The 20,049-nt window shown below is 70.2% G+C and carries 17 protein-coding genes; 1 reads left to right on the plus strand and 16 read right to left on the minus strand.

Going from position 1 to position 20,049, the window contains the following annotated elements; genetic code table 11:
* Positions 1-10: 10 nt before the first annotated feature.
* Genes ACZ3I3_RS27990 through ACZ3I3_RS28005 form a run of 4 tightly spaced genes read right to left on the minus strand, consistent with a single transcriptional unit; the run spans position 11 to position 4,459 of the window.
* The gene (locus tag ACZ3I3_RS27990; RefSeq protein WP_467369574.1) at positions 11-1,015 is read right to left on the minus strand and encodes a TAXI family TRAP transporter solute-binding subunit; all 1,005 of its coding nucleotides are present in this window, start codon (positions 1,013-1,015) and stop codon (positions 11-13) included.
* Positions 1,012-2,403 (minus strand): sensor histidine kinase, encoded by a 1,392-nt coding sequence (locus ACZ3I3_RS27995; protein ID WP_467369576.1) that lies wholly within the window; start codon positions 2,401-2,403, stop codon positions 1,012-1,014. Before ACZ3I3_RS27995 ends, ACZ3I3_RS27990 begins: the two co-directional genes overlap by 4 nt.
* A gap of 26 nt (positions 2,404-2,429) precedes the next feature.
* Entirely contained in the window at positions 2,430-3,089 is a 660-nt protein-coding gene (locus ACZ3I3_RS28000; protein WP_467369578.1) for a response regulator transcription factor, read from the minus strand.
* 20 nt (positions 3,090-3,109) lie between these two features.
* Entirely contained in the window at positions 3,110-4,459 is a 1,350-nt protein-coding gene (locus ACZ3I3_RS28005) for an MFS transporter (protein ID WP_467369580.1), read from the minus strand.
* 169 nt (positions 4,460-4,628) lie between these two features.
* On the opposite strand from ACZ3I3_RS28005, the gene nshR reads away from it, so the two are divergent.
* Positions 4,629-5,438 (plus strand): NshR/TsnR family 23S rRNA methyltransferase, encoded by an 810-nt coding sequence (nshR, locus tag ACZ3I3_RS28010; protein ID WP_467369582.1) that lies wholly within the window; start codon positions 4,629-4,631, stop codon positions 5,436-5,438.
* A gap of 55 nt (positions 5,439-5,493) precedes the next feature.
* Here nshR and ACZ3I3_RS28015 read toward each other — a convergent pair whose 3' ends face one another.
* The 12 genes from ACZ3I3_RS28015 to ACZ3I3_RS28070 all read right to left on the minus strand — a co-directional run bounded on the left by ACZ3I3_RS28015 (position 5,494) and on the right by ACZ3I3_RS28070 (position 19,962).
* Positions 5,494-5,868, minus strand: a complete 375-nt coding sequence (locus tag ACZ3I3_RS28015; RefSeq protein ID WP_467369584.1) for a hypothetical protein — start codon at positions 5,866-5,868, stop codon at positions 5,494-5,496.
* Complete coding sequence (locus ACZ3I3_RS28020; protein ID WP_467369586.1) at positions 5,865-6,530, minus strand: DUF5825 family protein; 666 nt, start codon at positions 6,528-6,530, stop codon at positions 5,865-5,867. Before ACZ3I3_RS28020 ends, ACZ3I3_RS28015 begins: the two co-directional genes overlap by 4 nt.
* A 23-nt stretch (positions 6,531-6,553) precedes the next feature.
* On the minus strand, positions 6,554-8,494 hold the full coding sequence (locus ACZ3I3_RS28025) for a RiPP maturation radical SAM C-methyltransferase (protein WP_467369588.1): 1,941 nt from the start codon (positions 8,492-8,494) through the stop codon (positions 6,554-6,556).
* Between the two features lie 89 nt (positions 8,495-8,583).
* Positions 8,584-9,645, minus strand: a complete 1,062-nt coding sequence (locus ACZ3I3_RS28030; protein WP_467369590.1) for a hypothetical protein — start codon at positions 9,643-9,645, stop codon at positions 8,584-8,586.
* A gap of 122 nt (positions 9,646-9,767) precedes the next feature.
* Positions 9,768-9,920 carry a thiocillin/thiostrepton family thiazolyl peptide gene (locus ACZ3I3_RS28035; RefSeq protein ID WP_467369592.1) on the minus strand — a complete coding sequence of 51 codons (153 nt, stop codon included), beginning with the start codon at positions 9,918-9,920 and terminating at the stop codon, positions 9,768-9,770.
* 114 nt (positions 9,921-10,034) lie between these two features.
* Complete coding sequence (locus tag ACZ3I3_RS28040) at positions 10,035-10,310, minus strand: thiocillin/thiostrepton family thiazolyl peptide (protein WP_467369594.1); 276 nt, start codon at positions 10,308-10,310, stop codon at positions 10,035-10,037.
* 89 nt (positions 10,311-10,399) lie between these two features.
* Positions 10,400-11,329 (minus strand): lantibiotic dehydratase C-terminal domain-containing protein, encoded by a 930-nt coding sequence (locus ACZ3I3_RS28045; RefSeq protein WP_467369596.1) that lies wholly within the window; start codon positions 11,327-11,329, stop codon positions 10,400-10,402.
* Positions 11,304-13,979, minus strand: coding sequence for a lantibiotic dehydratase (locus ACZ3I3_RS28050; protein ID WP_467369598.1), 2,676 nt, complete (start codon positions 13,977-13,979; stop codon positions 11,304-11,306). The genes ACZ3I3_RS28045 and ACZ3I3_RS28050 overlap by 26 nt, the downstream gene beginning before the upstream one ends.
* 29 nt (positions 13,980-14,008) lie before the next feature.
* Entirely contained in the window at positions 14,009-15,859 is a 1,851-nt protein-coding gene (locus tag ACZ3I3_RS28055; RefSeq protein WP_467369600.1) for a YcaO-like family protein, read from the minus strand.
* A 14-nt stretch (positions 15,860-15,873) separates the two neighbouring features.
* Complete coding sequence (locus ACZ3I3_RS28060; RefSeq protein WP_467369601.1) at positions 15,874-17,628, minus strand: hypothetical protein; 1,755 nt, start codon at positions 17,626-17,628, stop codon at positions 15,874-15,876.
* Positions 17,629-17,649: 21 nt separating this feature from the next.
* Positions 17,650-18,327 carry a nitroreductase family protein gene (locus tag ACZ3I3_RS28065; protein WP_467369625.1) on the minus strand — a complete coding sequence of 226 codons (678 nt, stop codon included), beginning with the start codon at positions 18,325-18,327 and terminating at the stop codon, positions 17,650-17,652.
* Between the two features lie 24 nt (positions 18,328-18,351).
* Positions 18,352-19,962 (minus strand): tpaE, encoded by a 1,611-nt coding sequence (locus ACZ3I3_RS28070; RefSeq protein WP_467369603.1) that lies wholly within the window; start codon positions 19,960-19,962, stop codon positions 18,352-18,354.
* Between the last annotated feature and the right edge of the window lie 87 nt (positions 19,963-20,049).

A 20,049-nucleotide genomic window follows, 5' to 3' on the forward strand; every position in this document is an offset into this window, starting at 1 on the left:
CCTAACCTCACTAGCCGTGCAGTTCGCGATAGGCCGCGACCGCCCCCGGATGCAGGGGGACGGCGCCGGTGGAGATCAGGCTGCGGGCGTCGAGGAACTGGGTGCCGAGCGCCGGGGCGGGGACGAGCCGGGTGGCCCGGCGGACCAGGACGCGGGTGAGGGCGGCGGCGACGGGGGAGGGGAGGCCGGGGCGGCACAGCAGCAGGTTGGCGACGCCGATGGTGGGCACCTCGGGGGTCCCCCGGTACGCCCCGGCCGGCACCGTCACCGCCTCCAGCCCCGACCCCTCCGGCCCGAGGCCGGCGCGCAGCCGGGGCAGCAGGCCGGACAGGGGCAACAGACGGATGCCGGGGCGGGTGTCCAGCCCCGACAGCACGGGGAGCGGTACACCCCCCGCGACCAGCAGCGCGTCGATCGCGCCGGCCCGCATCGCGCGGGCCGCCTCAGGCATCAGCAGATGCCGGACCTGTACGTCGGCGCCGGGGGTCAGGCCCGCGACGCGCAGCAGACGGTCGCCGAGCACGGCACCGCCGGACGCGGGCGCGCCCAGCGAGACGGTGCGGCCCGCCAGGTCGGACACCCTGTGGAGGGGCGCCTCGGCGCGCACGGCCAACTGGACGTAGTTCTCGTAGACCCTGCCGATCGCGCGCAGCGGGACGCGGCGGCCGAACGGCGCGGTGCCGCCGTACGCCGCCCACGCGATGTCCGACAGGGCCAGGGCCACGTCGGCCCGGCGGGCCCGGAGCAGCCGTACGTTGGCCACGCTGCCCTCGCTGTGGACCACCTCGCAGGACAGCCGGGGGTAGACGGCCGTCACCTGGGCCGCGAGCAGTCGGCCGAAGGCCGCGTAGAACCCGTCGGTCTCGCCGGTCGCGATCCTCAGCTCTCCCTGCGGGCCGCTGTCCGCGCGCCGCGCGTCCGCCGCCGCGGAGCCCGCGAGCAGGCCGGTGCCCGCCGCGCCGAGTACGGCGCGCAGCACAGTGCGGCGGGGCGTGGGGCGGGCGGGGCCGGTCATGCCGCGTGCCCCTTCGGGAGCACGACCCGGACGCGCAGGCCGTGCGGTTCGGCCGCCGTGAACTCCACGTGTCCGGCGTGACCGGCCACCAGCCGCTCGGCGATCGCCAGTCCCAGGCCGCTGCCGCGTACCTCGCGGTGGCGATCCGAGCGCCAGAAGCGGGTGCCCGCCCGCGAGAGTTCGCCGGTGCTCAGGCCCGGCCCGTCGTCCCGCACCTCGAACACCGCGTCCGCGCCCTCGGTGAAGCAGCGTGCCGCCACGCGGGCGCCGCTCCCCGCGTACTTGATCGCGTTGTCGAAGAGGATGTCGGCCACCTGGGCCAGCTCCCCCTCCGGGCACGCCATGGGGACGGCAGGACCGGCGGCGAACTCCAGGCGGACACCGGCCTGTTCGGCCACCGGCTGCCACAGCCGGACCTGGGCCGCGGCGACCGCCGTCGCGTCGCAGCCCGCTTCCCGCGCGTCCGTGACGGCCAGCTCACCGGCGCGGTGCTCGGCGTTCGCCAGCGTGAGCAGGTCGTCGAGGAGGTGCTCCATGCGTTCGAGTTCGGACGTCACCCCGGTGTAGGTGCGGCCGGCGGAGGTGCGCAGATGGGGCTGGAGCGAGTCGATGCGCAGCCGCAGGGCGGCCAGGGGGTTGCGCAGCTGGTGCGAGGTGTCGGCGACCAGCCGTCGCTGCTGTTCCAGCGCGGTGGTGACCGCGTCGGCCATGCGGTTGAAGCCGGTGGCCAGTTGCCGCAGCTCCGGCGGGCCGCCCGCCCGCGCGTGCTCGGGCGGCAGTCCGGCGGCCAGGGTGCCGACCGCGCGGTCGAGGCGGTGCAGCGGCCGTACGACCCACCGCGTGGCCCGACGGGCGAGCAGCACACAGGCCACGGCGAACAGACCGGCGCCGGCCAGCACCAGCGCCCACCGCAGGGCGATGTCGTCCGCGGCGGCCCGCACCGAGGCCCGCAGCACCACCGCGCCGGACACCCTGGTGCCGGTGCCCACGGGCCGGGCGAGCAGCCGGTCGGTCCGGGACCAGGGCCGCAGCGTGCCCCCGGGCGAGACGGGCTGGTTGCGCAGCGCCGCGTCGACGAGCCGGGCGACGGCCGGGTCGGCGGCGCGCAGGCCGCCCGTCTGCACCAGCGGGGCGCGGCGGGCGTCGACGACCACGACGGCCTCGCCGTAGAGGGCGGTGTAGCGGCGGACGTCGGCCGTGAGCGCGCCGGTGTCGTCGCTCTCGGCGGCCTGCTCGGCCAGCCCGGCGAAACGGTCGAGATCGGCGGTGCGCGCCGCGACGAGCTGCTGCGTGCGCTGCGCGGCGGTGACGGCCAGCAGCGGGACGGCGAAGCCGGCCACGGCGAGGACCACGAAGGCCAGGACCACGGTGAGGACGCGGGTGCGCATGAACAGGCCTGCCGTCCGTGACCGGCTCAGTCGCCGAAGCGGTAGCCGAAGCCGCGGATGGTGGTCAGCACCTCGGGGCGGCCGAGCTTGGCCCGCACCTGGGTCAGGTGCACGTCGAGCGAGCGGGACACGGCGAGGAAGGCGTCGCCCCACACCTCGTCCATCAGCTGCTGGCGGCTGACCGCCGTGCCGGCCCGGGCCGCCAGCGCGGCGAGGACCTCGAACTCCTTGGGGGTCAGCCGCACCTCGGCGCCGCCGACCGTCACCCGGCGCGCGTCGAGGTCGACCTCGACGTCGCCGACGCGGACGACGCGCGAGGCCGGGGCGGCGGGTGCCGTGGCGCGGCGGGTGACGGCCTCGATACGGGCCAGCAGCTCGGCCAGCCGGACCGGCTTGACCAGGTAGTCGTCGGCGCCGAGCCGCAGACCGCGCACCACCGACCGCTCGTCGCCCCGCGCGGTGAGCACCACCACCGGCAGGGCACTGACCGCGCGCAGCTTGCGCAGCACCTCCAGGCCGTCCAGGTCGGGCAGGCCGAGGTCGAGCAGCAGCAGGTCCGCCTGCCGGTGCCGGGCGAGCACGTCCTCGCCGCGCAGCACCCGGGCCGGCAGGTGGCCGTTGTCGTACAGCGCCTCGGTCAGCGCGCCCGCCACACCGTCGTCGTCCTCGGCCAGCAGCACCCGCACGGTCGCCTCCTTCCCGCTCGTCAGCCGCGAGACCGGGAATCGTCCTCGTCCAGCGGCGACGCGTCGGAGGTCTCGCGCATCCGAATGTAGACGAGCAGCGAGATCAGGACACAGGCGGTGACGTAGTAGAAGTACCAGTTCTCGTGTCCGGCGTTCTTGAACCAGAGGGCGACGTACTCGGCGGTGCCGCCGAACACGGCCACGGTCAGCGCGTACGGCAGGCCGACGCCGAGCGCCCGGATCGAGGTGGGGAACAGCTCGGCCTTCACCACCGCGCTGATCGAGGTGTACAGGGAACTGACGGCCAGCGGCCCGACCATCAGCAGGAACGCGTACACGGGGTCGCTGGTGTGCGACAGCAGGGTCAGCGAGGGCACCACGACCACGGTGCCCAGCACCCCGAACGCGATCAGCAGGGGACGCCGCCCCACCCGGTCGGAGAGCAGGCCCATGACCGGCTGGAGCACGACGAACACCAGCAGCGCGAAGAAGTTGATCCAGGCCGCCGTGGGCTTGGCGATGCCGCTGGTGTTGACCATGAACTTCTGCAGGTAGGTGGTGTAGGTGTAGAAGAACAGCGTGCCGCCCATGGTCAGCCCGACGACGACCAGGCACTGCCGCGGGTAGGACAGCAGCAGCCGCAGGCTGCCGCGGGCCGGGCCGCCGCGCTCCTGCTCGCCTTCCGACGCGGCACGCTCGAAGCTCTCGGACTCGTCCATGCCGCGCCGCAGCCACAGCACGACCACCGCCCCCGCGGCGCCGACGACGAACGCGACCCGCCAGCCCCAGGACTCCATCTGCGCGGGGCTGAGCAGCTGTTGCAGCACGATCTGCAGGCCGAGCGCGGTCAGCTGGCCGGCGATGAGGGTGACGTACTGGAAGCTGGAGTAGTAGCCGCGGCGGCCGGGCGAGGCGACCTCGGACATGTAGGTGGCGGAGGTCGAGTACTCACCGCCCACCGACAGACCTTGCAGCAGCCGCGCGGTGACCAGGAGGACCGGCGCCGCGACCCCGATCGAACCGTACGACGGGGTGAGCGCGACGATCAGCGAACCGGCCGCCATGAGCGTCACCGACAGCGTCAGCGCCGCGCGGCGGCCACGGCGGTCGGCGTACCGGCCCAGGACCCAGCCGCCGATCGGCCGCATCAGGAAGCCGACGGCGAACACCGCGGCGGTGTTCAGGAGCTGGGCGGTCTGGTCGCCGGAGGGGAAGAAGACGGAGGCGAAGTAGACGCTGAAGGCGGTGTACGCGTACCAGTCGTACCACTCGATCAGATTGCCGATCGATCCGCGCACGATGTTGCTGACGACCCTGCGTTCGTCGCGGCGCGGTTTCCGCGCACGCTCGGCGGTGGTCTGTGTGGCCATCGGAACTCCCTTGTCTGCGGCCCGGGAGCACACAGAGTCGACGGCGCGAACAGAGTCGCTCAATGCCGGGAGCCAAGTCCTTACAGTCCCTTAGGGCTCGGGCACGTCGGGAGTTGAGATCTTGCTATCGTGAACCGCGCGGCCTCGAACGGGGAAGAACAGGACGACCATGACTGAGCTGGACATCATCGACAATCCGTCCGATCCGGCGGTGCAGCGGATCATCGACGTCACCAAGCCGTCGCGATCCAACATCAAGACGACCTTGATCGAGGACGTCGAGCCGCTGACGCACAGCATCGCGGCCGGGGTGGAGTTCATCGAGGTCTACGGCAGCGACAGCAGTCCTTTTCCGCCCGAGTTGCTGGAGTTGTGCAGGCGGCAGAACATTCCGGTCCGCCTCATCGACTCCTCGATCGTCAACCAGCTGTTCAAGGGCGAGCGGAAGGCCAAGACGTTCGGCATCGCCCGCGTCCCCCGCCCGGCCAGGTTCAGCGACATCGCGAGCCGGAGCGGGGACGTCGTCGTCCTCGACGGGGTGAAGATCGTCGGCAACATCGGTGCGATCGTGCGGACGTCCCTCGCGCTCGGAGCGTCGGGGATCATCCTGGTCGACAGCGATATCACCAGCATCGCGGACCGGCGGCTGCAACGGGCCAGCCGGGGTTACGTCTTCTCGCTTCCCGTGGTTCTCTCCGGCCGCGAGGAAGCCATCGACTTCATCCGGGACAGCGGCATGAAGCTGATGACGCTCAAGGCGGACGGCGACATTTCCGTGAAGCAACTCGGAGACAGCCCCGACCGGCTGGCCCTGCTGTTCGGCAGCGAGAAGGGCGGGCCTTCCGACCTGTTCGAGAAGGCGTCGTCGGCCTCGGTCTCGATCCCCATGATGAGCTCGACGGAGTCCCTCAACGTCTCCGTCTCCCTCGGAATCGCGCTGCACGAGAGGATCGACCGGAACCTCGCGGCCAACCGCTGAGCGTTCGTCAGTGGTGACCACCTCACACGCCGGCGATCACCACTGACGGATCGAGTCACGCCGATTCACCGGCAGGGTCCGCGGCGGACACCTCCTCGAAGGCGCGCCCGACGCCCTCGAACGACTCGATGGCGCTGATGCCTTCCGCGATCGCCTCGACCGCGAAAACGCTCGTGGACGTCGGCGGGTAGCCGATGAGTTCGATCGCCCGGCTCACCGACAGCGGATTCTGCATGTTCACGCCGTCCCAGAGGTACACCGCCCCCCAGTAACCCCTCTCGGCGTCCGCGAACCAGGTCTTCATCCGCATCCCCCTGAGCGTGGAGAACGCGTCCACCGCGTAGTCACGGAGGTACTCGCGCAGGCTCTCGACCGTGGCGTCCGACTTCTCCAGGTTCCAGATGACGATCTGGATGTACACGCCGCTCATACCTCCCAGGACGGCAACGCCCAGCGCCTCAGCCGGTACGGCGCCCACCAGAGCGCGTCGCCGATCCGGATGACCAGGCGCTGCTTCTCGAACACCGACATCGCCGCATCCGGCAGGGAGAACGCCGCGCGGTCGGCCAGCAACGACTCGATCGCGGAGACGAGGGCGCTGTCCGAGATCGTGAGCCGGCGCAGACCGGCGTGGCGCCGGTCCCGGATCTGCACGAAGCCCGGCCCCCGGCGCAGGAAGCACCGGCCGACGTGGTACCTCGCCCGCCAGACGGCCAGCACCTCGTCACCGCGCGGGCCCTCCAGGACCGACGGGGGGAAGAGGTGGCTGAACGCCCACCACTCGGGGCCGTCCGGCGCCAGACGCGCCCGCCAGTCCACTTCCACGCCGTAGCTGGTGAGTTCGCGGATGAAGGACAGCACGGGGATCATGTGCTCCGTCCCGGGCCGCCCACTGAGGTCGACCACGGGTTCGATCGACACGAACCGCGCCTCGGACTGATGGATCCGACGGGCCTCGTCCATGACCTCGCCGCCGAGCACGCGGTCGCCGAGATGCATGTCCGGCATGGCCCGTACCGCCGCGTCACCGTGGCGCCACAGGCTGAACCGGACGTCGAACCCGCTGCCGGGACCGGTCGTGACCTCGTTCATCGCTGGCACTGCGCACGCACCCCTCAGACTGCCACGGGCGTCGGAGACGGTCGGCCGGACGCCGACAGCCCCTGGCCCACCTGGATCTGCATGAACCGCTGGTTGCGGTCCTTGGTGACGACGTGGATCATCCGGCCGGCGTCCGTGAAGATCAGACCCAGCTCCATCCATCGGTCGATGACGGCGCCGACGTCCGTCTGCCCGAACCGCTTCGCGCATTCGCGTGCGAGGTACTCGGGCGTCCTCGGCTGGTCGAGCAGCTGGAAGAGCGCGCGCTCGACGTCGGTGGTGAGCTGGATGACGTCCCAGTCGAAGCCCGGCCGGGTGTTGGTGATCGTGATGCCCTCGTCGGTCTCGAAGTAGGACAACTGGCTGCGCCAGTGCTGGTCGCGCCACTCGTCCAGCCCGGCCCTCAGCTTCCACGCCATGTCGTTCCCGATGCCCTGGTGCGTCGCGTCGAAGATGTACGCGATGTCGAACAGTTCCTTCTCGGGAAGGTCGTAGGTGAGCGCGTACTGAGAGGCCGCCCACCGCTCCTGGAAGCCCAGCGAGGGGTTCTCGAAGTACGGGGCGAAGCGCTGGACCGCGAGCCGGTCGTCCCCGCCGGCCGGGCCCAGGTGGTGCAGCTTCGGGAACTGCTCGATGATCTCGGCGTAGTCCTGGTCCGTCTCCCCGGGGAAACCGTAGAGGTAGGCCCAGATGACGGTCAGGCCCAGTGACTCGGCGTCCCGCAGCATGCGTACGTTCAGGCAGCCGGAGACGCCCTTGTCCATGAGCTTGAGCACCTTGCTGCTCAGGCTCTCGACCCCGGGCTGGATGCAGACCACGCCGCCCTTCGAGATGATCTCGAGTTGCTCGTAGCGCAGGTTGGCCTTGATCTCGTACATCAGCCGCAAGTCGATCTCCGCCTCGGCGAGCCGCGGCAGGAGCGAGTCCAGGTAGGCCATGTCCAGGATGTTGTCCACGATCATCACGTCGAGGACCCGGTGGCGTTTCGCGAGCGTCACGAGGTCGTCGATGAACTGGTCCGGCCGCTTGCTGCGGAACATCATGCTGGCGCCGTTCAGACCGCAGAAGGTGCAGTGGTGCTTCTCGCCCCACCAGCAGCCGCGGGAGCTCTCGATGACCAGCCTGGGCTCCACCCAGAACCGGGCGTGCGACTTCGCGAACTGCTCGAAGTACTCGTCGTAGTGGGGCAGGACCATCGCGGCCGGAGGCAGGGGCTTGGTGCTCACCGCGTTGAACACGGAGGTCCCGCTCGCGTCCCGCCAGCACAGACCGGGGACGGCCTCGAAGGCCGGCTCGTCGCCGCGCAGTGAGCGCAGCAGCCCCGGCCAGGCCAGCTCGCCCTCGCCGCGGACCACATAGTCGATGAAGCCGAAGTTGCGGTGCAGCGCCTCGCCCATCGGCCCTTCGCAGTTGGCGCCGCCGAACACGGTCACCGTCCGGGGCGACAGCTCCTTGAGCCGCCGGGCGACCGCCAGGGATGCCGTGAGGGTCTGGAACGTGGTGGTGAAACCGACGACATCGGGCTCGCCGGAGGCGATGCGCTCGGCGAGTTCGTCGGTGAACTCCTCGACGTGTTCGTGCAGCCACAGCGTGGTCTGAGTCCGGCTCTCCACGGTCGTTCCGTGCGCGAGGTCCTGCCCGGGGTCGGTCGTCGCCTGGGGGCCGAACTTCTCGAGGAACTCCGGTACCTTCCACTTCGGGTCGTGGTAGAGGGCCGAGGAGAAGACCCAGTCACCGGTCCCGATGTAGCAGCTCTCGAGGTCGTAGTACCGGTAGTCCTCGTAGCTGAAATCGGGGCGGCGCGAGGTGATCCAGTCCACGAAGTCGAGGTTTCCGTACACCACGTCGACCTGGGCGTCGGGGAATTCCTTGAGCGTGAGCCTCTTGAGCAGTCCGAGTGCCAGAGATGGAAACCCGATCGGACTCCACGGCACATTAGCGAGCACAATGTGCATGATTTTCCTCCGTTGAGGTCTATTTCGGTCGGACCATCGCGTAGCAGGAGACGTGCGGAGCCAGATCCAGACGACTTCCGATGACGGAACTATCGCTTCGCGAATTCCTTGGCGACGGCGTCGAGTCCTTCCGTCAACTCCTCGGTGGCCTTGCCCGAGACGTTCTCGTTGGCGCGGGCGAGGATGTAGCAGAAAAGGAAACGCTCGGCCAGGTTGAATCCCATCGTGTAGAGACAGCTGTACAGCAGGCTCGTCTGGACCCGGTAGGCCAGGAAGTCCGGGTTCCGGTGCAGGAGGTCCGACATTTCCTCGGACAGGCCCGTGTGAAAGTCGCTCGGCGGTGCCGCGCCGTCGGTGCGTTCGTTGAATTCGTCGAGCGTGGGACCCTCGTGGGCGATGAGTCCGGCGCGGCACTGCTCGCGCAGTGCGCCGAAGTGCTGCCGGACGAAGTCCACCCAGGCGCGAGCCGGTTCGTCGCCGGCGGCGGGCGCCGCCGACGACGCCCAGGTGCGGACGATGTCTCGAGCGTGTGCGCCGAGCTTGTCGTAGTACAGGGCGCATCGACGTTCGAAGGAGTCGGGATCCTTGGCCTGCGCGTTCTTGGCGCCTTCGTAGTGCGAGCGGTAGCTGAGCATCCGCAGGCTGAGCAGCTCGTCGAAGCCGCGGGACGACAGCTGTCGCTGTTCGGACTCGAGCACGGTGGCCCCCGTGTTGGCGGCCATCAGGCGCAGCGCGAGCAGGTACGCCCGGGCCTTGTCGCCGTCGAGCGCCGAAGCGGCCCGGACGAGAACCGGCGCCGCGGCGCGGTAGAGCCGTTTGGAGGCGGCGTCGAACCCGGCCCCGCCGATCCCGCAGTTCCACAGCGGCGAGGGGACCGCCTCGACGGGGACCTCCGCCACGGCCGGCCGCAAGCCGCGGACGTCCGCGACCCGGTGGACCCGGTCACGCGCCTCGGCCGCGGTGATCCTGTCGGACTGGAGGCTGACCTGCAGGCAGTCGAGCCCGTTCGTCCGGTCCCAGGTGCGTACGAAGTAGTAGTCACCCGGCCAGGGCGGCTGCTGCGGAGCGAACAGGTCGATGAGGAAACCACGGATGGTCCGCGGCAGCGTCGTGTCACCTCTGTCGAGAGGGATCGTCACAAAGACATGCACACGAAACTCCATGGGTCACGATGCACCTGGCCGAGGAGGACAGGGACCTCCGGTCACATCACTGCCGGCGGGCGCATTCGAGGAATGGCGCCCGACGGCAGTGACCTGTCTCGCCGCCCGGGTCAGGACGACGAGGACGTCGAGCTGCACGAGCCGGCGGTGCCCACGCACGACGCCGCCATGACCTGCGAAAGCGTCTCGTCGCTGTGGCCCAGATCGTCGATCAGATCCGAGATTTCCAGAGCGTTCAGGTCGAGCTCTTCCGAAGATTCCACTCGGGTTACCTCCCTTCGGGGTTGCTGACCATAAGGAGCCGCTGGTTGTCACTGCCGGCGGGCGCGCATTTCGCGAATGGCGCCCGACGGCAGTGACGTGCCTCGCTGTCCGGGTCAGGACGAGGAGGACGACGAGGAGCTGGTCGTACAGCCCGTCGTCGTGCACGAGGCCGCCATGACCTGGGAAAGCGTCTCGTCGCTGTAGTTCGAATCTTCAATCAGATCCGAAATCTCCAGAGCGCTCAGGTCGAATTCCTCAACAGCATCCACTTGGAACACCTCCCTTCGTGGGTTCGGGGTTCGCGAACCATAGTAGTGGTGGCGGTCGGAGTTTTGGCAAGAATTCTCGAGAAAAAAATGAAGCTGTCTTTCTGGGTTGAATTTGGGCATGGCAATAACACCGGGCGCGGACGGAATATTTAATTCCGTACTGGTCCAGTGTATTGCCGTGGTTTACCCGGCTGATGCGTCCGCGTCGTCTAATCGGCCCGCAGTTCCGTCAGGGCCCGCTGGATGACATACGCCAGGAATGCCTCGGCCAGGGGCAGGATCCCCAGGCGGTTGTTGGTCGTGTGAATGTAGTTGGCCAGGCAGTGGACATACGGAGTCCTGTCCAGGACCAGATCCGTGAGGTCGCCGTCCGTCGATGTGGTCTGCGCCGTCCTCGTGGACTTCAGGGCGGTGGCGTAGGTGTCGTGGAAAACGTCGGTGATCCCGTCGCGCCAGACCGCGCCGCACAGGCGGATCACCATGCCGCGCGTCTTCTCGTACATGTCCGCCCACTTCTCTTCGTACCCGGGCGGCACCCATCTGCGCCATTCCTCCTCGTAGACCCGGAGGAAGTCCTGGCTCTGCTCCATGTCCAGTCCGGAGCCCTTGAGGGACATGGCCATGACGCGGATGGCCGGCCCCGCCGGAGCCTTGAGTTCGGCATCCGTACGGCCGACGAGGAGGTCGAGGATCGCCGCGGACGTGGAGCGGAACAGCTCTTCGGCGATGCGGATGCCCGTGGTGCCGCCGTACTTCCTGTATTCGGGCGAGTAGAGGTTGTGTTCGACGGTGCCCGGCGCCCTGACCTCTTCGGGCTTCGCCCCTTCCAGATCGGCCAGGCCCGGCTGGAGCGAAGCCTGCTGCTCGAACTCGGCGGTCTGCTCGGCGGTCAGTGCCGGTACCGCCGCGGCCAGCGTGGCGCGCACCGACTCGACGGTCTGCTCGGAAGCCCCTTGGATCCTGAGCCGGATGTGCGGACCGCCCTGCCAGTAGCGCAGGAAGAAGAAGCTGTCCTGCACCCCGGCGTCCCGCACGGCCGGCCGGATCACATCCCGCAGGAAGGCGGTCTGCAGCGACATCGGCAGGTAGGTGTGGAGGGCACGCCAGTCACCGTCACGATCGATCTCGGTAGAGCTCAACGAAAAACTCCTCTGCCGCTGCCGGTCCGCAACCCCCGTACTCGTTGGTGGCCGGCATGCACTCTCGGATGGACACGTAGACGTCGTCCCGCGACAACGCGGACTTGGCGAAGCTCCGCACCAGGTACGGATTGCGGAAGTCGACGTACATGGGCTTGTGGACACTGGCCCGGTGCAGGTGACTGAAGTCGGTCCAGTCGCGCGGGATCTCCTCGACCAGCCCGGACAGCAAGTTGTACTCGTCCAGACGCTGTGTCAGCACGAACGCGTGCTGGGGCAGGCCCTGTTCGCCGCGCCACTCGTCGAAGCGCAGCAGCGCCGCGTACGAGTCCTTGCTCAGCTCGGACAGGCCCGGGATGTCGCGTGCCGGCACCGTCCAGGAACGGCGGTGGGCGACGACGTCACCGACCACCAGCCGGGGCGCCGATCCGGGGTACCCGCGATGACCCATGGCGCGCCCGATGTCGTCCATCGGATTCCAGTTGTACCGGATCGTCGGACTCAGCACCTCCAGCACCTGGTAGAGGACCGGGGTCACGATGGGGAGCAGGAAGTTCATGGGGATCAGGTGGACGGCCTCGTCCAGGTCGGGATCCCACAGGAGCAGCCCGCGACGGGCGTGGTCGATCCGGATCATCAGCCTGTCGAGGCTGTAGGCCTTCATCTCCGGTGCTGTCGGCCAGGTGCCGGGATAGTTCAGCACCCGGTCGGTGAGAGGCGGGTGCAGGTTGAAGTTGAGCCCGGCGACCATGTTGAGGTCCACCTGCCCCGGGAAGGCCTTCCGCAGGTGCTCCCGGACGGCGGACCGAAGCGTCCAGCCCTCGGCGGCGGATCCCTCGACGAACGACGCGAAGCGCGAGAAGTAGACGCCGTATCCGGTCAGCACTCCGTTCACCACGACCTCGGGCGACGGCCCGCCGCCGGCGAACTGCACGCGGAAGGTGATCGAGTCCGGGTCGACGCAGTCCTCCACGCCCGCGCACGCGTCCTTGAGCGCTTCCGGTGTCATCCGGACGACGCCGTCCTCGGGCACCAACTGCCCGCCGATGTCACGCAGGGCCTGGGTGCGCTGCGCCAGGAACGTCTCCGCCGCGGTGGAGCCACGCCCCCAGAACACCGCGTCCTGCTCGGCCTCCGACAGCTGGATGAGCTTGTCGAAGAACGTCACGAAGGGCACGGTCTCGCGGTCGGCGAAGGTGGTGGCCGCGAAGGCGTACAACCCCAGCCGCTTCGTGTGGCCGTAGTCGAGCATCGACGCCAGCCGCCACAGACTCTCCAGCGCGGGGACGCTCCCGGACAGGGCGTCCCGGCTCCAGGTGGCGGGCCGGTCCGGCGTCCAGAGGTCCTCGTACACCGGCGCCCGGGAGATGTCGGCAGGAGGCGTTCCCATCTCGCAGAGCTCCGCGACACCGGTGATGGCCTGGTCCGCGGCGCGGAGCAGCGGTCTGCGCTTCTCCACGGGCGCGTCGGAAAGCGCCGACTCCAGCTCCCGGAGGGTGTCGAAGTGACGCCTCAGGGCGGACACAGGCTCGGTCGTCCCGGCGCTGAGGACACCCGCCAGCTTCTCGGAGTACCCCGGGTCCTGCTCGTCGAGTCCGGGGCTGACGTACAGCAACTCGGTCCGCATCAGGGCCCGCAGGGCCTTCCTGCTGACCGCGTCATCGCCGGTCAGCTCGGTCAGCGCCCCGAGCACCTCCGGCACCGATGCCGAGCCCGTGGCCATCACGGCCAGGAGGCGCTCGACGACCTTGTCGCGCCTGAGGCGGACGACCGCCTCCGCGAGGCCGTGCTCGTTGGCGGCGGGCACGAGCCCGATGAACTGGATCGTCTTCTCGTCCGCGCGCAGCGACGAGTTCAGCAGCACCTGGCCGAGGTCGATGCCGCCGTCGACGCGTCGCAGCCCGGCGGCCAGCCAGTTCACCAACACCCGGTTCAGTGTCGCCGTCGAGTACGTCCGCGGCTCGGACGGGGGGTGGCCGCCCTCCGGCAGATCCAGCGGGAAGGCCCCGACCTCGGTGAACCGGCCGAAGGGAGAGGGCTTCAGCGCGGCGCGATAGGCGAAGTTCACCAGCGAGGACTCAAGGACCCGCCGTCGGCTCGGTTTGACCGAACCGAGTTCACCGGAGGCGTACTGGCGCAGGCTCTCGTACAGCTGGTCGCCCGAGAGCTGGATGCTCCTCGCCATCGAGTCGTGCTCGAAGAGCCGGCCGAAACCGGCGCGCGCCGACCGCATCCGGTCGTCGAACACCGACCGCGACTCGGCCTCGCAGCCGTGCGTCCGCCGAACGAGGTCGAACCACTCCCGCACCCCGGCGACCGCGTCGGCGTCCAGGTGCGGCGCCACGACGTCGAACCGCCGTGCGGCGGGCTCGGCACGCTGGTTGTAGACGTCACGGCGCAGCCGGACGAGCTCGGCCCGCACCGACTCGTCCACGTGCGGCACGCATCCGGCCAGACGATCGGACACCTCTCCCGCACGCCGGGCACATTCCGCCCGGAGGCGCCGGCTCTCCTCGATCCGCGCCCAGGGCTCGTCGAACCGGAGGTCATCGAGTTCCGCCACAGGCAGCCGACTGCGCCGGAAGAGGACGTAGGGGCTGACCCTCGCGGTGGAGTCGGCCGGAGGCTCCGAAGGCTCATCCGTTCGCACGAGCAGGTTCTCCTTCTCTTACCAGCGGGTTACGCAAAGGGGTGTGGCGGAACGTCCGCCGGGGTCTGGCCGGGAGCCAGCCGGGAGGCGCAGGGGAGCGATCCACCGTGCAGCCGCGGCAGCCCCTCAAGGCGCCGGGTGCTGTGACCGAACGTCATCGGCAGGCATCCGGGTACGAAGCTGCGTGTGCACACGAGGCCGCGCCAGCGCAGCTCCCGCGTGGTGACATCGGCCGCGTAGACGTCCAGACCGGCGGCCTCGATCTGCTGTCGCAGATGGTCGAGATCCTTGTCGAGGGTGGCGAACCGCGGGGCCGTCGCAGCGGCCGCGGTGAGACTGACCTCGGGTCTGTCCGGTGTCGTCAGGAAGGCGAACCACTCCCGGGACGTGGGCAGGGCGCCGAGCAGACTGTGGTCCTCCATGGTGCGCAGCGCGCTGAAGTCCTCCGCCATCCGCTGTCGGTGCACCGGGTCGTCGTCGAACATGTGCCGGATGGAGGCCACGCGTGCGGCGACCTCGAAGATGGCGGACTCGGCCGCGTCCCGCGGGTACAGGCCGGCCGCGGTCGACACGAGCGTGCAGGGGCCCGCGTCCGCGTCGCGCTGGGCGAGCGCCAGCACGACCGGGACGTCGATGTCCAGCGTCGCCCAGAAGAGGCGGACCCGGAACCCGGTGACGACCTCGACGCGCTCCATCAAGTCCCTGATGCCGCTGTCGGCCGGTCCCAAGGTGAGTTCGGGCAGGAGCAGTTTGCGGTACCACGTGAGCAGGAACGCGTCCCGTTCGACGATCTCGAAGAGCCCGTGCAGGGTCGCTTCCTCATGACTGCGGCCCAGCGCGAAGCCGTTCGACGTGTCGTAGAAGAACGACGTCCGTGCGCCGGTCCGGCGCACCCAGGAGAGCGCGACCTCCGGGAGGTACCGGGCCGGGCCGTGGCCGAGCGGCGTGACCGGGACCCAGTCCACCGGTTCGTCCTCGTCCAACGGCGCGAAGGGAAAGTCGTCCCGCGCGTACTCCTCGTCGGCGTGGTATCCGAGGGTGCGGGGATCGATGGCCCTCTTCCCCAACTCCGTGAGCGAGGCCCGCACGGTGCCCTCGGACGGCTGGTGGCAGAAGCCGGTGTGGCGCTCCAGGCCCTCCAGGACCGCGGTCGTCCTGCTCCTGGCGAAGCTCCGGGACCGGCCGACGCCGGGCTCCTGCGTGCCGTTGCCCAGGGGCAGGCTCACCTGCGCCGTGGGGACCGGGCCGTCCAGATCGGCGAGCGGTTCACGGAACAGCGAGTGCGGTCCCAGGTAGTCGGACGTGAGCGTCGGCGGCAGCGGAAGCCGGGAGCGGAGCGCCCCGTCGGCCTTCTCGAGCAGCTCGGGCGCGGAGCCGAACGCGATCGCGGTCGTGGCCGCCGCCGACCGCAAGGCCGGGCATCCCGTCCTCGGCGGGACGTTTCCCCGCCGCACCACGCCGCCGGCCCGGTCGACCGTGGCGAGTGTGCCGGCGGGGGAGTCCTCCCGCAGGAACAGCGTCGCGATCCCGGTGACGACGGCGCGCAGCGCGGGACCGGCCTGCTGCCAGAGCGCCCGGCTGCGCCCGCCGCCCGCGGATTCGCTCTCGGACGGCTCCCCGAACGGCAGGTCGGCGGAGTCCACTTGCCTGGTGAGGAACCACGCCAGGCAGCGCGGGCAGCCGCCGCTCTCGTGCGCCAGGTCGTAGGCCAGGACGTGGATGCTGCCGCACCAGAACAACACGGCGATGCCGCGCCCCGATCCGTCCGCGCCGGCGTGGACCCGTGCGGGGTCGGTCAGCGGACCCAGGAGTATCTCCGCGGGCTGCGGTGCTCCGGTGCCGGCCGACAGAGCGGCGACCAGGTCCGCGGCGAGTGGCACGTGCGTTTTTGTACTCATGTCACCTCCACCAGTCGGACCTCGTGTCGCGCGAAGGGAACCGTTCGCGCGGTCACTTCCACGTGTTCCGGTCGTGCGATGTGCCGCCACACCTCGGCCCAGGTGCGGAAGTGCGGGTTGACCGGAACCAGAGCACCGTCGTCGTTGACCAGCCGGAGCAACGCCGTGGACACCGCTTCCGCGTAACAGGCGCCCGCGCCCCGCGTGACCACGTTCCCGGTGTCGCGCCGCCCGGACCCGGTGTCGCGCCCGGAGACGCGGTGGACGCCGTTCGGCAGGCGGGTGCCGAACCAGCGCAGGTCCTCCTGGCCACGGGTGCGGGCGACACCCCGCAGGATGTACCGGCTGAACCTGACGCATTCGTCGTGGCCCAGGGCGTCGTCGGACAGGTGCACCGGCTCGGCGTCGTCGGCCGGCCGTGACATCGACTGCCGCAGCAGGGCACGGTAGATCGCCTCGTCCAGGGTCCATCCGGCGCCCAGGTTCGGCGGTGGCCCGTCGGGCTGCGCGGCGAACAGTTCCAGGCCGTTGAGCGCTGCCTGGTACAGGGCCTCCCGGGACGACAACGTGACGGCCGTGACCTCACGGACCCGGCACGTCTCGGCGAGCCCGGCGAGGACGGTGGCCCGGGCCTGCCCGAACGGGACCTGGGGCAGTTCGCCCCCGTCCAAGTACCGGAACGGGCCGGCGAATTCGTCCGTCCAGCCGGCCAGGGTGCCGATGATCCGCTCGTGGTCGTCGTCCAGCCGGCTGTCGTCCTCGGGACTGACGATGTTGCGGCGGACCAGGGCCTCTTCCGCGTCGTCGCGCGGATCACCGGTGACCGGTGGCACCACGGCCCGATGACAGCGACAGCCCGCGGTCGACCACACCGGATGCGGTTTCACCGTCGGCAGGCTGGTGCCGAGGGGCAGGGAAACCGCCGCTGCCGCGTGCTCACCGAGCCCGGCACCGCGCTGGTAGATCGCGTGCACCAGTGCCGCCGCCGCGCACTCGTCCGGCGCCGGTGACGCGGTGCCGGCCGGAGCGTCCGGCTGGGCCGCGCGACCGTAGCGGCACAGGCAGTCCCAGCAGCCGGTCGACCCGGCGTCGGACCAGAGGATCCAGTGGCGCCCGCCGGCCTCGCCCACGATGCCGTGCGGTACGCCGCGGTCGAGCAGCGCGTCCTGCAGTCGCACGGTGCGCTCGTGCGGGAGGCCGTCCGCGTCGACGACGACCAGGCCGGCGTCGCCCCACCGCGGCACCGGGTCCTCGTCCGAGACCGTACGGAACTCGGTCCGCAGCCCGAACAGCGGTGCCGAATCAATGAGTTGGCGCAGGCGGCCCAGCCAGTCGGGGCGTCCGTACAGATGGAGGGTGGTGGCGAGCACGCGGTCCAGCGCGCGTACCGGCTCGTCCGTCAGCTGCGAGAAGTACGGGATCAGCCACTGTGCCGCAGGGCCTCTGAGATCGACCTGCCGGGCGAGCGGCGCGTCGAGGAGGGTCACGCACCGATGCGCGACCAGCGCGTCGAGCACCCGCGACACCGCCGGGCGCGCCCCTGCCGGGAACTCGTCCACCAGGTCATGGCCTGTGCGACTGCCGTCCGACCGGCCGAGGAGCGTCGAGACCACCACGTAGGCGGCCGCACCCTTGACCGTGAAGGACGAGGTGCCGACACCGATCCACGCTCCCTTCCTCGTGCGCAGCGCGGATACATCCGGGCGGGCGAGGACGACGCCAGTGGCGTGCGACGCACCCTCGTAGGACATCGACTCACTCACTTTCGACGATCACCGCACCGGGTGGGCATAGGTCGCGGCGAGCAGAGGGTGCCGGGTCACACCGTCGCTCTGGATCACGTTGCGGACAGCCGAGCCGATGAACCCGCCGAACATGGTGCCGACGAGACCATGGGACTGACAGCTCAGGTGGAAGTCGTAGAGGGCCATCGAGGCACGCACCACACACAGCCGGTAACCGTGCGATCCCGCCCACGAGTCCGCGCGGTCGAGGTTGGCGTAGACGCTGACGATGCCGCCGGCGTCGGCGAACTCCCGCTGCACCCCCAGGAGTTCGGGATCGGCGACGACCGAGGCCGGGGCGATGAACGACGACTCCCGCGAGGTGACCCGGTAGACCCCGGCCGGCTTCCCCTCGCTGCGCAGCGCGAAGACGAACGCCTCGAGCGGGCCGGTCTCGTCATCCAGCCCCCAGTCACCGGAGTCACGCCCCAACGCCTGCTGCAACAAGCCCAGAACCAGGTCCGTGCACACGGGTTCGTCCGCGTACTGCAAGGACGACCGCCGGGCCACCAGGACGTCGCGCAGGTCACGGGGGTGCCCAGGGGCCGTCTCCTGCTCGTCGATGGCGACGGGCGTGGCGTCCGCGAACGGCATCGGTGACCGGTGCGCCGCGAGGCCGTCGCTCGTACGGTCACGCGAGGCGAAGGTCTCGAGCACCGGTTGCATCATGGACGAGTCGGATCGCATGGTTCAGCCCACTTCCATGACTGCGGCGATGGGTTCTTCGGTCAGGGAGAGACCCAGGTACTCGCTCAGCAGGCGGTCGTCCCAGTCCGTGACCAGTGAGAAGTCCAAGTCGAGATGGCCGGCGACCTTGCGGGCGGTGGACAGTCCGCAGCCCGCGTTGCAGAGCGCGAGCCGGAGCCCGAACGTGCCGTATTTGGCGGCCATCTTCTTGAGGTTGGCGGTGACGACCAGCAACAGCGGCTTGTCGCCCGGCAGGCCGTCGGTCGTGAGCCGGGCGAGGGTGTGGTCCTGCTCGCGGTACGCGTACCCGCCCACGGGCAGCACGGCCTCGTCGCGGCTCACCACATAGGCTGTCGCCGAGCCGATGTTCCCGCCGGCCGCGGTCCACCGTTGCACCCACCCGTCGGACTGCTCGCGGATGCCGAACGAGACCGCGAGCAGGAGGGAGACATCCGGCCGGCCGAGGTCCGGTCGGTCTGCCACTCGGAGCGGCGCTCCGGCCAGCCTCGACACGTCCGCCTCGGGCAGCGCCACCCGCGGGCAGCTGGGCCAGCTCCGGAACTCCCACTGCAGCTTGATGTTCGAGGACTGGAAGTGGGCCAGATGCCCGCGGGGATCCAGGAACCTGCGCGGCGGCAGTGCCACCGCCGCCTCGTACGTCGCGCTGGACGGCGGCACGGACGCCATCGTGCCCTTGCTGAACGAGCATGTGGGACACCCGGGGCGGGTCGCGCTCGGGCGGTAGCGCGTGGACAGGGTGGTCAGGTCGACGATGCCCGCGTCGAGCGGCAGACAGGTCCGGACCGACCGCGAGACGAGCGCGAGCACGTGGTGGGCGACGAGGCCGGCGATGAGGTCGTGGGCGTGCTGCGGCGGATCGTCCGACAGGTCGTCCTCGCCCGACACGCCGCACTCCAGGCACGGGGTGAACGAGGGGTCCACGTACGGCCCCATGGTCATCGAGGTGCTGTCCGCCCGGACGCGCAACAGGGCCCGCTCCTCCAGCCGGCACCGGTGCTGCAGTTCGGCGAACTCCGGCTGCGACTGCCGCGTCTCGAAGAAGACGACGAGGGCGTCCTCGGCGATCGGCAGCCGGTCGATGTCGTCGACCACGTCGCACACGCCGTCCAGACACGTCGTCGTGGCCTCCACCAGCGGTCGGTGACCGGCCAGATGGACGGTGGCGCGACCGAGCCGCGCCGCGGCGTCGGTCCAGGACCGGTTCACCCCGGTGGAGTTGCCGAGCCGTGACAACAGGCAGGCGAGCTCGGGCGCTACCGCCGGGGCGTCGCCGGGCGGCGTGCCCTCCTCCAGGGCCCCTGACGCCCACAACAGGGCCAGGGACTTGTGGACGATCGCCTCGTCGAGGCCCAAGGCGGCGGCGAGATCGGCATGCGTGGTGGTGCCGTCACATGCGGCCGCCAGCCGGCCGAGCTTGTCGCGCGCGAACTTCCCGGTGAAGACCTGCCGTTTGTCCGCGCCGTCGAGCATCACGGCGTCGCCGGACTGGCGCAGCCGAACGCCCCTGCGGAGAGCGGGGCGGACCGGGACCGCGATCTGCTTGTCCCGGCGCGCGACCCGTCCGAGGGTCTCCGCCCTCAGCTCAACACCCATTGGTTGCACTCCTCACCCACAGCGAAAACGTCACGTGAGACCGGACCCGCGGTGAAAACGTCATGTGAGACCGCCCGCGGCGCATAC

It is taken from the genome of Streptomyces sp. NPDC016851, from assembly GCF_055562795.1.